A 17,646-nucleotide genomic window follows, 5' to 3' on the forward strand; every position below is an offset into this window, starting at 1 on the left:
CCCAGAAGTAGTGTGTCATTTCGGCCACACAAGGAGCTGGATCAAAATTCCCCTGCAGTTCGTCGAAGCCTTAATGCATCCGTTCTGCACTTCCGAGGCGCGCCGGACTGCCAATTGTCCTTGACCAGCCGGAAACCGAGCGGGCGACCCGTCGGCGTCACTGCGCCGTTCGTCGGGCGCTGGCTGTCCTACGCCGGATGAAGCCGCTATGGATGAGAAGATGACCTCTGGCCGCAATCACCTGCCCGACCTCGTGATCGATAAGGTCGATCAAAATCACACCATTGATCGAATGCAGTTACTCCCCAGGACAGTGTCAACTGTGTCAACTTGCGCCTCCGGCCCCCGGCCATCAGCCCCGCCCCTGAGGGCAAGCGGCGCCAAAACCGATTTTGCTTCTGTTCAGCCAGCCCGTGCTCTGAAACAGAGCGCCCATCCCTCCCAGCGTGGCCGCCGTCCGGCAGGCCGCCCCAGCCGCAGGATCACCATGAACCGCTCTTTGATGGCCTCCCTCCTTGCGCTTCCCGTCCTGCTCGCCGCTGTCCCGGCGCTCGCGGCCGATCCCGCCGCCCCCCAGATCAAGGCCGCGCCGGTCGCCGATCTCGTCAAGGCGGTGGACATTCCCTACGAGCGCTTCACGCTCCCCAACGGCCTCACTGTCCTCGTTCACACGGATCGCAAGGCGCCGGTCGTCGCGCTGTCGGTATGGTACAAGGTCGGTTCCAAGAACGAGCCGCGCGGCAAGACCGGCTTTGCCCACTTGTTCGAGCACCTGATGTTCAATGGCTCGGAAAACGCGCCGGATGATTACTTCGGTCCGCTCAAGGAAGTCGGCGCGACCGACGCCAACGGCACGACCTGGTTCGACCGCACCAACTACTACGAGACCGTGCCGACCGGCGCGCTCGACCGCGCGCTGATGCTCGAAAGCGATCGCATGGGCCACCTGCTCGGCGCGGTGACGCAGGAGAAGCTCGATAACCAGCGCGGCGTCGTCCAGAACGAGAAGCGGCAGGGCGACAATGCGCCCTTCGGTCTGATCGAATACGAAGAGTACGAGACGCTCTACCCCGCCGGAAATCCTTATCACCACACCACCATCGGCTCGATGGCAGACCTCGACAGCGCCAGCCTCGCCGATGTGAAGGGCTGGTTCCGCGATCACTACGGCCCCAACAACGCGATCCTCGTGCTGGCTGGCGACATCGATACGGCCACCGCCAAGGCGAAGGTGGAAAAGTGGTTCGGCGCCATCCCCGCTGGCCCGGCCGTCCAGCCGGTCAACGTTCCCGTGCCCACGCTCCCCGCGCCCATCACCCGTACCGTGCAGGACCGCGTCGCCACCACCCGCGTCTACCGGATGTGGGCGATCCCCGGCCTCGACAACCCGGATTACCTGCCGCTGCAGGTCGGAGGCCTGATCCTCGGCGGCCTTGCCAGTTCGCGCCTCGACGACGCGCTTGTGCGCGGCGCGCAAACTGCCGTGGCCGCCTCCGCCCACGCCGACGTCTTCGCGCAGGGCGGGCAGTTCGTGATGGAAGCCGATGTGAAGCCCGGTGCTGATCCCGCCAAGGTCGGCGCCGCGCTCGATTCCGAGCTCACGCGCCTGATGACCGACGGCCCGACGGCGGACGAACTCGCCCGCGCCGCGACCACATTCGCCGCCAGCGAAATCCGCTCGCTCGAATCGGTGGGCGGCGGGGGCAAGGCCTCCACGCTCGCCGAAGGCCTGCTCTACTCGGGCGATCCCGCGAACTACCGCAAGGAACTCGAAGCCGCCGCAAAGCTCACCCCCGCCGCGGTGCGCGATGCGCTCGCCAAGTGGCTGAAGCGTCCGGTCTTTGCGCTTACCGTCGTCCCCGGCGAACGCACCGGCAGCGGCGAGGCGCGCGGCGGCGATGCGGCGCTGCCTCCTGCCGTCGCCGCACCCGCCGTCATGGCCGCCGCGGCCACCACTCCGGATGCGGATCGCAGCAAGATTCCACCAGCGGGCGACGTTCCCACCCTCGATTTCCCCGCCATCGAGCGGACCAGCCTCAAGAACGGTATCAAGGTCGTGTTCGCGCGCCGCAGCGCGGTACCGATCGTGTCGGTGCGCGTCTCGTTCGATGCCGGCTACGCTGCCGATCCGCTCGGCGCGCGCGGCACCACGGCGCTGCTGCTGCGCCTGATGAACGAGGGCACCACCAGCCTCAATTCCTCCGCGCTCGCCCGTGCCAAGGAAACGCTCGGCGCTTCGATCAGCGGCGTCGGCCTGCCCGATTCGACCGCGTTCGAACTCAACGCCCTCGTCCCCAACCTCGCCCCTTCGCTCGATCTCCTTGCGGACTATGTGCGCCATCCCGCGCTCGATGCGGCAGAGCTTGAGCGCGTGCGCGCCCAGCAGCTCACGACGATCCGGGCCGAGCGGACCGATCCCTATTCGCTTGCCAGCCGCACGCTCTACCCGGCGATCTACGGCCCGACGCATCCCTACGGCTATGCCCCCAGCGGCACGGGCGAAGCAGAGGTCGTGAGGAAGCTGACGCGCGCCGATCTCGCCGCATTCCACGCCCGCTGGCTCCGGCCGGACCGCGCGACGGTCTACGTCGTGGGCGATACCACGCTCGCCGATGTCGTTCCCTTGCTCGAGAAGAGCTTTGGCAACTGGCCATCCAATCGCATGGCCCCGCCGGTGAAGGACTTCTCGGCGCCCATCCCGACACCGCGGCCACGCATCGTGCTGATCGACCGCCCCGGCTCACCGCAGTCGATGATTCTCGGCGGAGAGGTGATCGCGGCGAAGGGCACCGACGATACCGTTACCCTGCGCACCGCCAACGACGTGCTCGGCGGCGATTTCCTCAGCCGCATGAACACCAACCTGCGCGAAACCAAGGGCTGGTCCTACGGGGTTTCCAGCCTCATCAACGACCGTGCCGACCGCCTGCTGTTTGCCGTCTACGCGCCCGTCCAGACCGACCAGACCGGCCCCTCGATCCGCGAACTGCAGGGTGAGATGACGCGCTATCTCGGCACCAAAGGCACCACGCCGGAGGAAACCGCGCTCGCCACCCAGGGCAGCGCGCGCGAACTCCCCGGCGCGTTCGAAACCTCGGGCGCGGTGCTCGAAGGGATCGCCAAGATCGAGACCTACAAGCGGCCCGACACCTACTACCAGTCGCTACCCGCCCGATACCGCACCATGACGCCCGCCGATCTCGATGCGGCTGCACGCAAGATCATCGAGCCGAAAAACATGGTGTGGGTGGTGGTCGGCGATGCCGCGAAGGTACGGGCGCAACTCGATGGCCTCGGCCTGCCGGTGGAGGTGGTGAAGGGGGAGTAACGGAGCTCGTTTTCCGGTCCTATGACGGCTTCGCGATGGGCATGACGCGGAACGAGACGTTGTCCATCAGCGCGGCTGCCTTGGCATTGTCGCGCTCGAAGTAGAACAGCGCAGGCGCTTCAAACACGATCAGTTGCAGCTGGTCGTGGACGATCGCCGCCGTCGCTACGCCCTTGTACTTCAGGTTGCTGCCGTCGCGAACATAGTCGTAGTGGATTCGCACCGCATCGCTGCCGCCCATCTTGACGGGTTCGATCTTTGACGTCGTGAACACCACGGCATTGCGGCCCACGCGCCAGGTTCGCTCGAACAGATCAGGCAGATCGGCAAGCTGCATCGTGGATGCGAACTTGGGGAGCGGATTGTCCTTCTTGTTGAACTCGGTCAGCAGCGGCTTGCCCGATTGAATATCGCCAGCCGCATAGAGTTCGTTGAGGGCAATCCCGTCGAGGGTCCATTGCTCGGACCCCTTGATAGGGCCCCAGGTGACCCGATTCCATTCCGCAGGCGCCGTGATCACCATCGAGGTCTTGCCCACGATGATCTGCTCGCCAGGCTTGACCAACTTCCACGCCGCCGCCGGAGTAACCACGGCAAAAGCCATTGCGGCAACGAGCGCCAGCCGGATGTGTGCCTTCATGGGGTCTCTCCAATCATCATGGCCATCATGGCCCGGTCCGGTGCGTCCGGAGTGCGTTTGAGATAATCTCGCAGATCGGCCTTGCCCTGCTCGACCTGCCCCAGCTTGAGCCGGACCAGCCCGCGTCCGCGCCATGCTTGCGGCGGCGCATCGGGTGATGTGGCCGCGGCGGAATAGAACGCGTCCGCCTTCTCGAAATCGCCCGGCTGCGCATGGCTGCGATAGAGATCACCGCGCGCGACAAGCAGCGCGGGCGAGCCGGTACGCTCCGCAAGCGCCGCAATCAGCACATCGCTCGCGCCGAAATCATTGAGCTTTATCTGATCTTCGAGAAAGCCCGGCATCCAGCTTGCAAGCGCAGCCTGATAGCGGTCCTTTCCGGTCTCGGCCCCCGGGGCCTGCTTGGCGGCTTCCGCTTCGCTGTAGGCGATGCGCTCCGAAAGCGCGGGATGGCTACCGTCAGCCTTGTCATCCTTCAGCGTGCGCGACTTGCGTTTGCGTTCCACCGCGGTCGCATCCCATTCGGCGCGGAACAGCTTCCACGGTGCTGAAACCTCGCTGAGAGCATATCCGGCAGAGGCGAGCCGCGTGAGGCCGTCCATATCCGCCTCACGCTCCATGTCGCGTGAGTAGTTCGAAAGCCCGCTGGTAACGCTTCCGACGGCCAGAAGGCCAATGCCGGTCATCGCGAGCCACAGCGCGGCACTCCCCTTCTTCTTGACCTCGCGGAACCACAGCAGCGCGTGGCGATGCTCGTAGTGGGCAAATTCATGACCGAGTACTGCGGCAAGCTGAGCCTCGCTGGTGATATGCAGAAGCATACCGCTGTTGATCAGCATCATGCCGTTGGGCGCCATTGATGCATTGGGCTCTGTCGTCCGCGCGATGTATATCCGAGCCGCCCCGCAGCGTGTTTCCCCGACCGTCCTGCACAGCACCGACCGGATATAGGCCTGCAATGCGGGGTCAGTAATCAACTGCGGGGAATTCCTGATCCGCCGCTCGACCTCATCCATCTCCATCCACAAGCCCTGCTCTTCGGTGCCCTCCGGCGAGTAGGGAATCGCGACTGTCGGCGTGGTGGCCGGCGCAGGCGGAGCGAGCGGTGCAGTCGTGGCATACACCGGCTGCACCACAGCAGCCGTGGCGCAGGCAAGGCATATCAGGCGATGGCGGAATGCGCGCACGAGTTGAATCGCCTCAGCGTGCGGGAGCCAATGCCGGCGCGGGAAGCGCTGGTTTGCTGCCCGGGAAACCGGCAAGCAGCTGACCGACCCGCTTGGTCGCGCCAACGGCCTCACGCGGATCGCCGCCCATCGCAATGTCAGAGTTGAACCAGACGACATCGCCGGTCCGCAGGTTGACCAGCGCGGCATAACCTTCGTGGACACCAGACGCGACCGCGACGCCCCACATTGCGGCGAAAATCATCGCTGTCTTGCGGCCAGCGCTTCCGTAAGCGTCGTGCGTATAGAAGAACAAGCCGTAATCGGCCCCGGTGAGATCCGCGAACCGGCTCATGCCCGGACCCAGTGTCCAATCCATCCGCCAGCGCTTCGACGGATTCTCCGGTGTTCTCGGTTCCAGCTTGGTGGGAAGGCGATCACCGAACAGGCCGTGAAGCCTGACCGAACTGGACACCGCAACGAAGAGCGCCCGGTAAGAATCGAAGAGTTCGGCATCGGTGCCCTGAAAATCGTTCAGGAACTCAAGCTTGAGGCCGAGCGCGGAGGCCTGCGATTTCATCTCGTTGGCGATATTGGTGCGCGCAGCTTCGGTCCATTCGACGTTGGGCTCATCCTGCCCGGTGCTGCGAAGCGTACCCACCTGCACATCGGGTCGGAACACGACAATCCGCGTCGATTGGGCTTCGGGAAACGAGAACCCTTCTTTCAGCAGCGACCCTGCATGAGCCGTACCCGCAGACAGAAACATCGCAGCAGCAAACACGCCGCCTACAATCACGCGAACCAGATTAGCCAACATCGCGGCCCTCCCCCCAACCGATTTGGTAGAGGATCAGGCCTGATTGGCAAGCAGGAATAAACCCGAACCGGCACTCATGCGGTTCGGCGATGCAGGTTACCCCAGCTTCGCCTTCAGCACTTCGTTGACGAGCCCAGGGTTGCCCTTGCCCTGCATGGCCTTCATCGTCTGGCCGACGAAGAAGCCGAACAGGGCTTCCTTGCCGCCCTTGTACTGCTCGACCTTGTCGGCATTCGCAGCGAGCACGGCATCAACCGCAGCTTCGATCGCGCCGGTGTCGGAGGTCTGCGTCAGGCCCTCGCGCTCGACGATCACGCCGGGGGCGTCGCCCGTCTCCAGCATCTTTTCGAGCACCTGCTTGGCCGCGCTGCCCGAAATCGTGCCCTTGCCGACGAGCGCCAGCAATTCGCCGCCCGCTTCGGGGCTGACGGGGCTCTCGGCGAGGCCCTTGCCCAGCTTGTTGAGTGCGCCGAACAATTCCGAGGTCAGCCAGTTCGCCGCCTGCTTGGCGACTTCGCTTTCCGGCTTGCCCTGCTTCGCCGCGCTTTCAGCGAGCAGCGCCTCGAACCAGCGCGAGGTTTCGACTTCGGCGGTCAGCACGCCCGCGTTATAGGCTGAGAGGCCCAGCACGCTCTCGTAGCGGTGGCGCTTCGCGTCGGGCAGTTCGGGCAGGCTGGCGCGGCATTCCTCGAGGAACGCGTCGTCCAGTTCCACCGGCAGCAAGTCCGGATCGGGGAAGTAGCGGTAGTCGTGCGCGTCTTCCTTGCTGCGCATCGAGCGGGTCTCGTTGCGGTCCGGATCGTAGAGCCGGGTTTCCTGCACGATCTTGCCGCCATCTTCGAGGACAGCGACCTGCCGCTTCGCTTCCTGCTCCACCACGGCCATCACGAAGCGCACCGAGTTCACGTTCTTTGTCTCGGTCCGCGTGCCGAACGGCTCTCCGGGCTTGCGCACAGAGACGTTGACGTCCGCGCGCATCGAGCCCTGATCCATGTTGCCATCGCAGCTGCCGACATAGCGCAGAATCGTGCGCAGCTTCGACAGGTATGCCCCGGCTTCGGCGGGCGAGCGCATGTCCGGACGGCTGACGATTTCCATGAGCGCCACGCCCGAGCGGTTCAGGTCGACGTAAGACATTGTCGGGTGCTGATCGTGCATCAGCTTGCCCGCGTCCTGCTCGACGTGGATGCGCTCGATCCCGATGGTCTTAGTGCTCTCGGGGTTCTTGTCGTCGAGCTGCACCTCGATCGCGCCCTCGCCCACGATGGGGTGGTAGAGCTGGCTGATCTGGTAGCCCTGCGGCAAGTCCGCGTAGAAGTAGTTCTTCCGATCGAAGCGCGACCACTTGTTGATCTGCGCATTGATCGCAAGGCCGGTGCGCACCGCCTGACGGATACATTCCATGTTGGGCACGGGCAGCATGCCGGGCATCGCCGCATCGACGAGGCTGACCTGCGTGTTGGGCTCCGCGCCGAACGCGGTCGCCGCGCCCGAGAAGAGCTTCGCCTGCGTGCTGATCTGCGCGTGGACTTCAAGGCCGATCACGACCTCCCATTCGCCGGTTGCGCCCTGAATACGATAGTCGCTCATGCTTACCACCACTTGGCCGGACGCGCGGTGAACCCGGCGCGGCTTTCGATTGCCAGACCCGCATCGAGTACGCCCTGCTCATCGAACGGGCGGCCGATCAGCTGGAGCCCCAGCGGCAGGCCCTGCCGGTCGAGACCCGCAGGCACGGACATGGCGGGGAGGCCGGCCAGCGAGGCGGGCACGGCGAACACGTCGTTGAGGTACATCGCCAGCGGATCGCTCACCATCTCGCCAAGGCCGAAAGCGGCGGTCGGCGCGGTGGGCGCGAGGATGACGTCAACGGTCTGGAACGCGTCCATGAAATCGCGGCTTATCAGCGTGCGGACCTTCTGCGCCTGTGTGTAATAGGCGTCGTAGAAGCCTGCCGAGAGCACGTAGGTGCCGATCATGATGCGGCGCTTCACTTCGGCGCCGAAACCAGCGGCGCGGGTGGCGGCATACATGTCCTGCAGGCCGGCGCCCTGCGGCAGGTCGCGCAGGCCGTAGCGCACGCCGTCATAGCGCGCGAGGTTCGACGAGGCTTCGGCGGGAGCGATGATGTAGTACGCAGGCAGCGCGTACTTGGTGTGCGCGAGATTGATGTCGACGATCTCGGCACCCGCGTCCTTGAGCCAGGCGATGCCTTCGTCCCACACGCGGGCGACGTCGGCGTCCATCCCGTCCATGCGGTATTCGCGCGGGATACCAACCTTCTTGCCGCGCAGGTCGGCGTTGAGGTTCGCTTCCCACTCCGGCACGGGCATATCGAGGCTGGTCGAATCCTTGGGATCGAAGCCGGCCATGGCCTCCAGCATGATCGCGCAGTCGCGCACGTCGCGCGCCATCGGGCCGGCCTGATCGAGGCTGGAAGCGAAGGCGACAATGCCCCAGCGCGAGCAGCGGCCATAGGTCGGCTTGATGCCCGAGATGCCGGTGAAGGCGGCGGGCTGGCGGATCGAGCCGCCGGTGTCGGTGCCGGTAGCAGCAGGCGCGATGCGCGCGGAAACCGCTGCGGACGAACCGCCCGAGGAGCCGCCCGGAGCCAGCTGCGCGTCACTGCCTTCACGGCGCCACGGTGAGATCACGTTGCCGAACGCGCTCGTCTCGTTCGAGGAGCCCATCGCGAACTGATCGAGGTTGAGCTTGCCGAGCATGCCCGCGCCCGCATCCCACAGCTTCTGCGAGACGGTCGATTCGTAGGGCGGCACGAAGTTGCCGAGGATGTTCGAGGCGGCGGTGGTTGTGGTGCCCGTCGTCGCGAAAAGGTCCTTCATGCCGATCGGCACGCCGGCCATCTTGCCGAGCGCCTTGCCGCCAGCGCGGTCCGCATCGACGGCAGCGGCGGCTTCGAGCGCCTTCTCGGGCGTCAGCGTGATGAAGGCATTGAGCGCAGGCTGCGCGGCGGCAACGGCGGCGTTGAACGCGCCTGCCACTTCAACGGCAGTAAATTCGCCCTTCGCCACGCCTTCACGGATCGCGGCGACGCCAAGGTCGGTAAGGTCAGTCATGCCATTTTTTCCCGAAGGCCGCGCGACCATGCTTCGACAAGCTCAGCATGAGCGGGAACTGGGCTGAAACACAAAATCCGCTCGTGCTGAGCTTGTCGAAGCACGCTGGCGCAAGGTTGGCCGCAGGCATTATTCAATCACCTTGGGCACGCCGAAGAAACCGTGTTCACCGGCGGGCGCATTGGAAAGCACCTTGTCCTGCACATCACCGCCGGTCAGCGGATCGGCATTGACGATGTCTTCGCGCAGGCGCTGCTTGTTGGGGATCACCGCCGTCATCGGCGCGATGCCTTCCACATTCACTTCGCCGAGCTGCTCGACCCACGCGAGGATGCCGTTGAGTTCGGGCACCATCGCCGCGATCTCTTCTTCGGTCACCTTGATGCGGGCCAGCGAGGCGATCCTGGCCACCGTGGCGGTGTCTACGGACATGGCGTTCTTTCGCTTGAAGCTAGGGCCGGCGGGATTGCCGCCGGCCATTAACGGGTCATCAGGGCTGCGGCATGCTTTCAGGCGCTGCGCCGCCCTTCGGTGCGCCGCCCATCTGCTGCTGCATCTGCTGGAGCATCTGGCGGCGCTGTTCGATCTCGGCCGCGCTCTTGAAATCGAGCAGTTCGACATCGAACGTAAGATCGCTGTTCGCCGGGATCACCACTTCACCCGTCGACGGATTCTTCTGGTCCTGCGCGCCATAGGCCATCGCCGCCGGGATAATCAGCCTGTACTTGCCCTTGCGCTGCATCTTCTGCAGGCCCTTGCTGAAGCCGGGAATCACGCCTTCGACCGGCATCGCGACCTGCGAACCCTTGTCGAATTCCTTGCCGCCAGCGAGGTGGCCGACATAGTTCACCAGCACGACATCGCCCAGCGTCGGCGAAGGGCCGCTACCGGCCGTAAGCGTCTCGACGACAAGGCCCTGATAGCGCGTGGACCAAGCGGCGGTCGCACCAATCAGCAGCGCGAGAATCACGCCGATCCAGATACGGGTGAGCGATCCCTTGCCGATCGGCTGGAGCGGAACGCGGGTGATTTCCGACATGTCTTCCCCTTTTGCAGAGCCCGCGGAGTGGCTCCAATCTGAGGCCCCGGCACAAGACGGCGATAAGCCGGACAAGCGAAAGGGCGCCGCGAATACGGCGCCCTCTTGGCCCAGCCGGACCCTTATCGCAAGAGGCTAAGGGCCGGGATCAACCAGCCCTTGCGGCAGCTTACTTGCCGCCGTCGCGCTCAAGCCGCTTGCGCTCCATCTTGCGGGCGCGACGGACAGCAGCAGCCTTTTCACGGGCGCGCTTTTCCGACGGCTTCTCAAAGTGACGGCGCAGCTTCATCTCGCGGTACACGCCCTCACGCTGCAGCTTCTTCTTGAGCGCGCGAAGGGCCTGATCGACATTGTTGTCGCGAACGAGAATCTGCATAAACCGCTACACCTCAATGCTGATGGCGAGAGCCCGCACACGCGGGAGTCACCTTGAATTTCTGAAATAGAAAGCGCGCCGAATCCGATCGGATCGGCTCTGACCGGGCGCCCGCTACCAAAAGAGGCCCACCAAGGCAAGCAATCTCGTGCATTTGGTGCCTGCCTGCGTTAGGGGCTTGGCGAATGACATCACCTTCACCTCTGCTTTCCAGTGTCCCACCCGGCCTTGCCGTCGCTGCCGGCGGCGCGCTCGGCGCATGGCTGCGCTACCAGACCGGCCGACTGTTTCTGAGCACCATCGGCCCCGTTGCCGCGAGCGCTTTCCCTTGGGCCACGCTCACCGTCAACGTACTCGGCAGCGCCGCGATGGGCATCCTCGTTGGCTGGCTCGCCCGGCATGGGACGGGCGGTGAGCAATGGCGCCTGCTGCTCGGCGTGGGCGTGCTGGGCGGCTACACCACGTTTTCCTCCTTCGCGCTCGAGTTCGCGCTGTTCGTTGAGCGTGGCCAGCTCGGCCTCGCGGCGACCTATGTCGCGCTATCGCTGGTGGCGGGCTTTACCGCGCTGTTTGCAGGCCTCTGGCTGATGCGGGTGGCGGCATGAGCGTCGCGGATGGCAATGCGGATGACGTCCGCCAGTTCACCGTCACAAAGGACGATGACGGCGTACGGCTGGACCGCTGGTTCAAGCGCAACCTGCCCACGGTTGGCTTCGCCACGGTTTCGCGCTGGGCGCGCACCGGGCAGCTGCGTGTCGATGGCAAGCGCGCCGATGTCGATACGCGGCTCGAAAAGGGCCAGGTTCTGCGGGTGCCGCCGGGTGGCAGTGCGCCTCCGGGGATCAAGAGCACGCGTCCCAAGAAGCCGCTGACCGAAGAGCAGATCGCGCTCGCCGAAAGCATGGTTCTCACGCAAGACCGCGCCGCGATTGTGCTCAACAAGCCGCCCGGTCTTGCCACGCAGGGCGGCAGCGGCACGTACGAGCACGTCGATGGCCTGCTCGATGCTTATGCCGATGAGAAGGGCCCCCGCCCGCGCCTCGTCCACCGGCTCGACAAGGATACCTCGGGCGTGCTTCTGATCGCCCGCACTCCCGGCAGCGCGGCCTTCTTCTCGAAGCGCTTTTCCGGGCGCAGCGCGCGCAAGATCTACTGGGCGCTGATTACCGGCGTGCCGGACGTGAAGGACGGCCTGATCGAACTGCCGCTCGCCAAGCAGCCGGGCACGGGCGGCGAGAAGATGATGGTCGACGAAAGCGAGCACGGCCAGTCTGCCCGCACCCGTTACCGCGTGATCGGACGGGCGGGGAATTCCGCGTGCTGGGTCGAATTGCAGCCGCTCACGGGGCGCACCCACCAGCTTCGCGTGCACATGGCGGCGATCGGGCATCCCATCGTCGGCGACGGCAAGTATGGCGGGCAAGCCGCGTTCCTTACGGGTTCGATCAGCCGCAAGATGCACCTCCACGCACGGCGCCTGCGGATCGAGCATCCCGAGGGCGACCTCCTGGACGTGACGGCGCCGCTGCCCGATCACTTCGCGGCGACCATGGCGCAATTGGGCTTCGAGGAAGCCGATGGCGACCTGCCGCTGGATCCGGTCAAGCTGGTGTCCGAAAAGGTGATCGAAAAGCGCGCGGCCAAGGCCCACGCCAAGGAATACCGCAAGGAACGCCGGGGCGAACGCCGCAAGCGCGCTGATGCGCCGCCGAGTGGCCGCTCTACGCCGAAGCCGCGCGGGGGCGTGAAGAAGGGCGTTGGCAGCAAGCCGACAGTTGCGAAGCCGGCGGGTGCCAAGCCCGCTCCGCGCAAGGGTGCGCAGCCCAAGCGGGGGCCCAAGGCCTGATGCATCCCAATCCCGCCTTCCGCAGCGATGACCGCGCGCTTTATGCGGCGCTGATCGAGGAAACCGGCATTGGTATGGTCTTCCTGACGACGCCGGACGGCCCGCGGGTGGCGCATGTGCCGCTGCTGCTGACGGATGCGGGAACGCTGCGCTTCCACCTTGCGCTCGGCAATGCACTTACCCGCCATCTCGATGGCGCGCAGGCGCTGGCGGTGGTCAACGGGCCGGACGGCTATATCTCGGCGCGCTGGTATTCCGATCCCGATCAGGTGCCGACGTGGAACTACCTCGCGCTGGAAATGGAAGGCCCCGTCCGCCGCATGGACCGCGACGGGCTGCACGGCCTGCTCGAGGATGTTTCAAACCACCACGAAGCGCGCGTGGCCGAAGGTGCGCCGTGGACCATGGACAAGATGGCCCGCATCAAGCGCGACCGGATGATGGACATGATCGTCGGCTTCGAACTCACGGTCGAGGCGTGGCGGCCCACGATCAAGCTTTCCCAGAACAAGCCCGCCGAGGAGCGCAATCGCGTGATCGAGGGGCTGAAGGGCGAAGGCAAGCTCGCGCTTGCTACGCTGATGGAGCAGTTCGCGAAATGACGCTGCGCCTCGCCATCTTCGATTGCGACGGCACGCTGGTCGACAGCCAGGCCGATATCTGCGCGGCGATGGACGCGGCCTTCGAAGCGGCCGGGTTTATTCCGCCAGACCGCAATTCCACGCGCCGGGTCGTCGGACTTTCGCTGCCGGAGGCGATGCGCCGGCTGCGCCCGGAAGGCTCGGCCGACGATCATGCGATGCTCGCCCAGCTTTACCGGGATGCCTTCCGCGAACGCCGCATGGCGGGTCAGGTTGCAGAGCCGCTCTACGAAGGCATCGCCGGACTGATCGAGGAACTGGCGGGCGCGGGCTGGCTGCTAGGCGTCGCCACGGGCAAGAGCGACCGCGGTCTGGTCCATTGCCTCGAAACGCATGGGCTGACCGGACATTTCATCACCTTGCAGACGGCAGACCGCCACCCCTCCAAGCCCCATCCGAGCATGATCGAGGCCTGCCTTGCCGAAAGCGGCGCAGCGGCCAGCGAGACCGCCATGATTGGCGATACGGCATTCGACATGGCGATGGCAATCAATGCCGGTGTTCGCGCCATCGGGGTCGACTGGGGCTATCACCATCCGCGCGAACTCGTCGAAGCCGGGGCCGAAGCAGTCGCCGGTTCGATCGCCGAACTGCGCCTGCTGCTGAAGGGCATGGAATGACCACCGCGCCTGACCGCGATCCTGCCGCCGCGCGCTTTGCCGTCATGCAGATGGTGCGCCTGTCCGGCGCGCTGCTGGCTCTCGGCGGCGTGCTGATCGTATCGGGCAAGGCGGCATGGCTGCCCAAGCTACCGGAAGCGGCGGGCTATGTGCTGATCGCGGCGGGGCTGGCCGATTTCTTCGCGGCGCCGCTGCTGCTTGCAAGGCGGTGGAAGAGCCGCCCATGAAGCGATTCTACAAGGCTGTGACCGTTGCGGTGGAAGGCGGCGGCTTCCGCGTCATGCTCGATGGCCGGGGTCTGCGCACCGTCGGCGGTGCGCCGCAGATCGTGCCGACAGCGCCGCTGGCTGAAGCATTGGCGGCCGAATGGTCCGGACAGGGCGAGGAAATCGATCCCGCCCGCTTCATGTTCCGCGATCTGGCGGACTACGCGATCGATGTCGTGACGCCCGGCAAGGCCGCAGTGGTCGACGAACTCATCCCCTACGCCGAGACCGATACGCTGTGCTATCGCGCCGAGCCCGACGAAGCGCTCGGCATCCGCCAGCGCGCGGTGTGGGATCCGCTCCTGAGCGCGGCCGAAGCACACTGGAACGTTCGCTTTGTGCGCGTCGCCGGCATCATGCACCGCCCGCAGCCGGACGAGACGCTGGCCCGCCTGCGCGGGGATCTTGCCGCGCGTGACGGGTTTACGCTGGCGGCGGTGAAGAACACCGCCTCGCTCGCAGCTTCGCTGGTGCTGGGGCTGATGGCCGTGGAACCCGGCGCTGAAATCGATGCGCTGTGGGACGCGGCCAATCTGGAAGAGGACTGGCAGGCCGAACTCTGGGGCAAGGACGCCGAAGCGCTGGACCGCCGCGCCCGCCGCCATGCAGCGTTCGCGGCTGCCGCAAGGTTTGCGGTGCTGGCGCGCGGCTGACAAGCATGACTGAATTGTGACAAATTGTTGCGGCCTGTCGGGTTTAGCGCAAATAGATTATTGAAAAACAATGGCTTGATCCAAAGGATCGGTCAAAATGCAGTCATGTTCGCAGCAAAAATGTCATAAAAGTGTCATGCCACATACCTAGCCGCCATCCGGTCAAACAGGGATCGGAAGGCAGCATACGGCATGAATATCAGGGCGTTTCGCGCAGCATTGCTCGCCACCAGCCTGATCGGCGCGACGGGTTCCGCTCATGCCCAAACCGATTCAGCCAACCAGGACGCAAAGATCGCCGCGCTGCAAGCACAGGTCGATCGGCTGACCGCCATGGTCGAGGCGCTGCAGGCCGCCAACAAGACGCAGCCTGCACAGATCGCCCCTGCGCTGGCTGCCGCGACCGCCACGCCGCCGGCGGCTGCACCGGCTCAACTCGCCGCTGCGCCTGCCCCCGCCCCTGCAATCGCCCATAGCGGGGACAAGAAAAAGAAGGCCTGGTACGAGAAGCTCATGCTGCGCGGTTACACCCAGCTGCGCTATAACGAGATCGTTTCCGGCCCCAAGTCAGCGCCGAGCGGCATGTCCCGCCTGCGCTCCGTGCAGGATGCCGGGATCAACGAGAACGGCAACTTCTCCATCCGCCGCGCACGTCTTGTCGTCCAGGGCGATCTGTCAGACCGTGTCTCGATCTATCTACAGGGCGATCTGGCCAGCGCGGTGAGCAACCAGTCGGGCACCGAAAGGCGCGAGAACTTCTTCCAGATGCGCGATGCCTATGCGGATGTCTTCCTTGACAAGGCCAAGACCGTGAAACTGCGGTTCGGACAGTCGAAGGTGCCGTTCGGCTGGGAGAACATGCAGTCTTCAAGCAATCGCATTCCGCTCGACCGCACGGACGCCATCAACGCGCCGGTTCCCGGTGAGCGCGACCTTGGCATCGTGGCCTACTACACCCCGGTGAAGATGCAGAAGATCTGGGACGCACTGACCGCAGATGGGCAGAAGCTGTTCGGCAACTACGGTGCGTTCGGCGCCGGGGTGTTCAACGGCCAAGGCACCAATCGCACCGAGCGGACGGGCGGGCTGATGACAGTCGCGATGGTGTCGATCCCGGTCAGGCTCGATGGACTTGGCGGGATGTTCGAAGGGCAGGTCGCCGAATTCGGAGGCGCGGCCATGCGCAACCAGTTCCGCCCCGAAGTTCGTAGCGGCGGTGTTTCAACGGATGCCTACCGCGACGATCACGTGGCGGTGCATGCCATGATCTATCCCAAGCCCTTCGGCATCCAGGCCGAGTGGACCTGGGGCAAGGGCCCGCAGTGGGATCCGGCCACGAGCACGATCACCAGCAAGCGCGCCACTGGCGGCTATGTCATGGGTACGTTCCGCGCCGCGCATACGCCCGTGGGTCAGGTCATCCCGTTCGTGCGCTGGCAGCACTATCGTGGTGGCTGGAAGGCAGCGATCAACGCACCTCGTCTGGAAACCGACGAGACCGAATTCGGCGTCGAATGGCTGCCGCTCAAGGAACTCGAGGTCACCGTCAGCTATGCCAAAGTGAACCGCAACGAAGCCGATGAACGCCGCACCGGCCGGGCCAAGGGCGATCTCGTCCGCGCCCAGGTGCAGTGGAATTATTGAGGCGCTACCCAGTCGGCGATTTCGCCTGCCACCTTGTTGGCCGCCTGATTGAGCGCCGGCCCGATTTCGCCCGGCTCGGGATCGATCCCGCGCACGGTGCTTTCGAAGCGGCGCGTCTCGATCCGGCCATCGGGCTGCCACTTCATCGCGTCGAAGCGCACGACGGCAGAACGGGTTGGCGCATCGAAGCCCATCGCGAGAAGCTGGCCGCCGATGCGGGTGCCAGTGGTGGCGCGGTCGGTTTCGACCACCAGCCCCTTCCCCCGCGCACGCAGGGTATCGGCGAGGAGGTGCTGGAAAGCGCGGCTGGGCCGTTCGACCCACTGGGCGCCTCGAATATAGGCGACATTCGACGCATCGATCTGCACTGGCACGCGCAGAACCGAAATCGACGCCGCTGCCGCCGGTTCCAGCACAACAGTCGCCTCGCCCAGCGTGCCGCTGCTGGCCGCGCCAGCGGTCGGCGCCGCGTCCGGCGTCAGGGTGAGGTAGGTGCCGGGCGGCTTTGTGCCGATCCGCACGCAGCCGCCAAGGGCTGCCAGCATCACAAGCGATAGAGTGAAGGTACGGGTCATGCGGGCGCTCATGGCTTGTAGTCCGGCAGTTTGGGGCTTCCCACGACGCTGCTGATGCCGCGGTCGCCGATCTGGTCGGTCATCGCGCGGATCGAGCGTGAGGTCGCCTCGATCTCGCGCAGTGTGGCCTCGAACGCCGGCAGCGTGCGCTCGTTGAACTGCTTGGTGGCAGGCTTTGCCTCATTCATCGTCGCCTGCAGCGAATCCGCCGCTGCCTGCGCCGATTTCAGCGTAGCGCGCAGCTGCTTGGCGAGGCCATTCGACGGATCGTTGATCGAAGCGTCGGTCGATGCCGCCAGCTTGTCGACCGTGGCGAGCGTGGTGGTCGCCTGCTGGAGCGTCAGCTGAAGTTCGGCCAGCGACTTCTTCACCTCGGGCGAAGCATTGGCGAGGTTGCCGGTCAGTTGGTCGGTATGCGCGAGGATATTGGCAAACGATTTCTGGTTCTGATCGGAGAGGACCATCGTCAGTCGCTCGGTGAGTGTCGCCAAGCGTTCGAGCAGGAGCGGTGTGGTCGAGAGGATTTCGCCCAGACCGCTGCGCTTGGTCGGGATCACCGGCGCACCGGCTGGCCCAGGCTCATTGATCTCGGGTGCATCCTTGATCGCGCCGGTCAGCTGGATCGTCGACACGCCGGTGAAGCTGCCCTGCAGGCTGGCGGTCGTGCCCTGCAGCAGCTTGACGTTTCTATCGACCTTGATGCGAACGCGGACGAAGCTCGGGTCCTTTTCCCAAAGCGTGATGTCCTTCACCTGCCCCACCGGCACGCCCGAATAGGAAACTTCCGATCCCTTGGCGACGCCATCAACCGACTGCTTGAAGAAGATATCGTAGTCTTTCTGCTCGTGCTGGCTGAGCCGCGCGATCCAGATCAGCAGCGCCGCGAGCCCCGCCAGAAGCAGGAGGGTAACGATCCCCACCCAGACATGATTGGCGCGCGTTTCCATCGGCTATC

At 65.2% G+C, this 17,646-nt stretch carries 18 protein-coding genes; 8 read left to right on the forward strand and 10 right to left on the reverse strand.

Annotation, left to right across the window (positions count from 1 at the left end; translation table 11 throughout):
* Positions 1 to 502: 502 nt before the first annotated feature.
* The gene (locus NSE01_RS11915) at positions 503 to 3,328 is read left to right on the forward strand and encodes a M16 family metallopeptidase (RefSeq protein WP_246135183.1); all 2,826 of its coding nucleotides are present in this window, start codon (positions 503 to 505) and stop codon (positions 3,326 to 3,328) included.
* Positions 3,329 to 3,347: 19 nt separating this feature from the next.
* Here NSE01_RS11915 and NSE01_RS11920 read toward each other — a convergent pair whose 3' ends face one another.
* From NSE01_RS11920 to rpsU, 8 genes are all read right to left on the reverse strand, one after another.
* A complete protein-coding gene (locus NSE01_RS11920) occupies positions 3,348 to 3,968 on the reverse strand; it encodes a hypothetical protein (protein WP_147159860.1) in 621 nt (206 codons plus the stop codon).
* Positions 3,965 to 5,155 carry a M48 family metallopeptidase gene (locus tag NSE01_RS11925; protein ID WP_170233827.1) on the reverse strand — a complete coding sequence of 397 codons (1,191 nt, stop codon included), beginning with the start codon at positions 5,153 to 5,155 and terminating at the stop codon, positions 3,965 to 3,967. The genes NSE01_RS11920 and NSE01_RS11925 overlap by 4 nt, the downstream gene beginning before the upstream one ends.
* A 13-nt stretch (positions 5,156 to 5,168) precedes the next feature.
* Positions 5,169 to 5,954 carry a hypothetical protein gene (locus tag NSE01_RS21320; RefSeq protein ID WP_170233828.1) on the reverse strand — a complete coding sequence of 262 codons (786 nt, stop codon included), beginning with the start codon at positions 5,952 to 5,954 and terminating at the stop codon, positions 5,169 to 5,171.
* A 96-nt stretch (positions 5,955 to 6,050) separates the two neighbouring features.
* Complete coding sequence (gatB, locus tag NSE01_RS11930) at positions 6,051 to 7,544, reverse strand: Asp-tRNA(Asn)/Glu-tRNA(Gln) amidotransferase subunit GatB (RefSeq protein ID WP_147159862.1); 1,494 nt, start codon at positions 7,542 to 7,544, stop codon at positions 6,051 to 6,053.
* 2 nt (positions 7,545 to 7,546) lie between these two features.
* Complete coding sequence (gene gatA, locus NSE01_RS11935; RefSeq protein WP_147159863.1) at positions 7,547 to 9,031, reverse strand: Asp-tRNA(Asn)/Glu-tRNA(Gln) amidotransferase subunit GatA; 1,485 nt, start codon at positions 9,029 to 9,031, stop codon at positions 7,547 to 7,549.
* A 129-nt stretch (positions 9,032 to 9,160) separates the two neighbouring features.
* On the reverse strand, positions 9,161 to 9,463 hold the full coding sequence (gatC, locus tag NSE01_RS11940) for an Asp-tRNA(Asn)/Glu-tRNA(Gln) amidotransferase subunit GatC (protein ID WP_147159910.1): 303 nt from the start codon (positions 9,461 to 9,463) through the stop codon (positions 9,161 to 9,163).
* Between the two features lie 58 nt (positions 9,464 to 9,521).
* Complete coding sequence (locus NSE01_RS11945; protein WP_147159864.1) at positions 9,522 to 10,070, reverse strand: FKBP-type peptidyl-prolyl cis-trans isomerase; 549 nt, start codon at positions 10,068 to 10,070, stop codon at positions 9,522 to 9,524.
* A 169-nt stretch (positions 10,071 to 10,239) separates the two neighbouring features.
* Complete coding sequence (gene rpsU / locus NSE01_RS11950) at positions 10,240 to 10,446, reverse strand: 30S ribosomal protein S21 (protein ID WP_054121618.1); 207 nt, start codon at positions 10,444 to 10,446, stop codon at positions 10,240 to 10,242.
* A gap of 185 nt (positions 10,447 to 10,631) precedes the next feature.
* On the opposite strand from rpsU, the gene crcB reads away from it, so the two are divergent.
* From crcB to NSE01_RS11985, 7 genes are all read left to right on the forward strand, one after another.
* Entirely contained in the window at positions 10,632 to 11,051 is a 420-nt protein-coding gene (gene crcB / locus NSE01_RS11955; protein WP_147159865.1) for a fluoride efflux transporter CrcB, read from the forward strand.
* A complete protein-coding gene (locus NSE01_RS11960) occupies positions 11,048 to 12,292 on the forward strand; it encodes an RluA family pseudouridine synthase (RefSeq protein WP_147159866.1) in 1,245 nt (414 codons plus the stop codon). Before crcB ends, NSE01_RS11960 begins: the two co-directional genes overlap by 4 nt.
* Positions 12,292 to 12,894 (forward strand): FMN-binding negative transcriptional regulator, encoded by a 603-nt coding sequence (locus tag NSE01_RS11965; protein WP_147159867.1) that lies wholly within the window; start codon positions 12,292 to 12,294, stop codon positions 12,892 to 12,894. Before NSE01_RS11960 ends, NSE01_RS11965 begins: the two co-directional genes overlap by 1 nt.
* Entirely contained in the window at positions 12,891 to 13,553 is a 663-nt protein-coding gene (locus NSE01_RS11970; protein ID WP_147159868.1) for an HAD-IA family hydrolase, read from the forward strand. Before NSE01_RS11965 ends, NSE01_RS11970 begins: the two co-directional genes overlap by 4 nt.
* The gene (locus NSE01_RS11975) at positions 13,550 to 13,780 is read left to right on the forward strand and encodes a hypothetical protein (protein ID WP_147159869.1); all 231 of its coding nucleotides are present in this window, start codon (positions 13,550 to 13,552) and stop codon (positions 13,778 to 13,780) included. The genes NSE01_RS11970 and NSE01_RS11975 overlap by 4 nt, the downstream gene beginning before the upstream one ends.
* The gene (locus NSE01_RS11980) at positions 13,777 to 14,472 is read left to right on the forward strand and encodes an ATP12 family chaperone protein (protein ID WP_147159870.1); all 696 of its coding nucleotides are present in this window, start codon (positions 13,777 to 13,779) and stop codon (positions 14,470 to 14,472) included. Before NSE01_RS11975 ends, NSE01_RS11980 begins: the two co-directional genes overlap by 4 nt.
* Before the next feature lie 192 nt (positions 14,473 to 14,664).
* Positions 14,665 to 16,116, forward strand: a complete 1,452-nt coding sequence (locus tag NSE01_RS11985; RefSeq protein WP_147159871.1) for a porin — start codon at positions 14,665 to 14,667, stop codon at positions 16,114 to 16,116.
* On the opposite strand, the gene NSE01_RS11990 is transcribed toward NSE01_RS11985, so the two are convergent.
* The gene (locus NSE01_RS11990) at positions 16,110 to 16,691 is read right to left on the reverse strand and encodes an ABC-type transport auxiliary lipoprotein family protein (protein WP_147159872.1); all 582 of its coding nucleotides are present in this window, start codon (positions 16,689 to 16,691) and stop codon (positions 16,110 to 16,112) included. The genes NSE01_RS11985 and NSE01_RS11990 overlap by 7 nt on opposite strands.
* A gap of 8 nt (positions 16,692 to 16,699) precedes the next feature.
* Entirely contained in the window at positions 16,700 to 17,638 is a 939-nt protein-coding gene (locus NSE01_RS11995) for an MlaD family protein (protein ID WP_147159873.1), read from the reverse strand.
* Positions 17,639 to 17,646: the final 8 nt, after the last annotated feature.

This window comes from Novosphingobium sediminis (assembly GCF_007991615.1).
Taxonomy (GTDB): domain Bacteria; phylum Pseudomonadota; class Alphaproteobacteria; order Sphingomonadales; family Sphingomonadaceae; genus Novosphingobium; species Novosphingobium sediminis.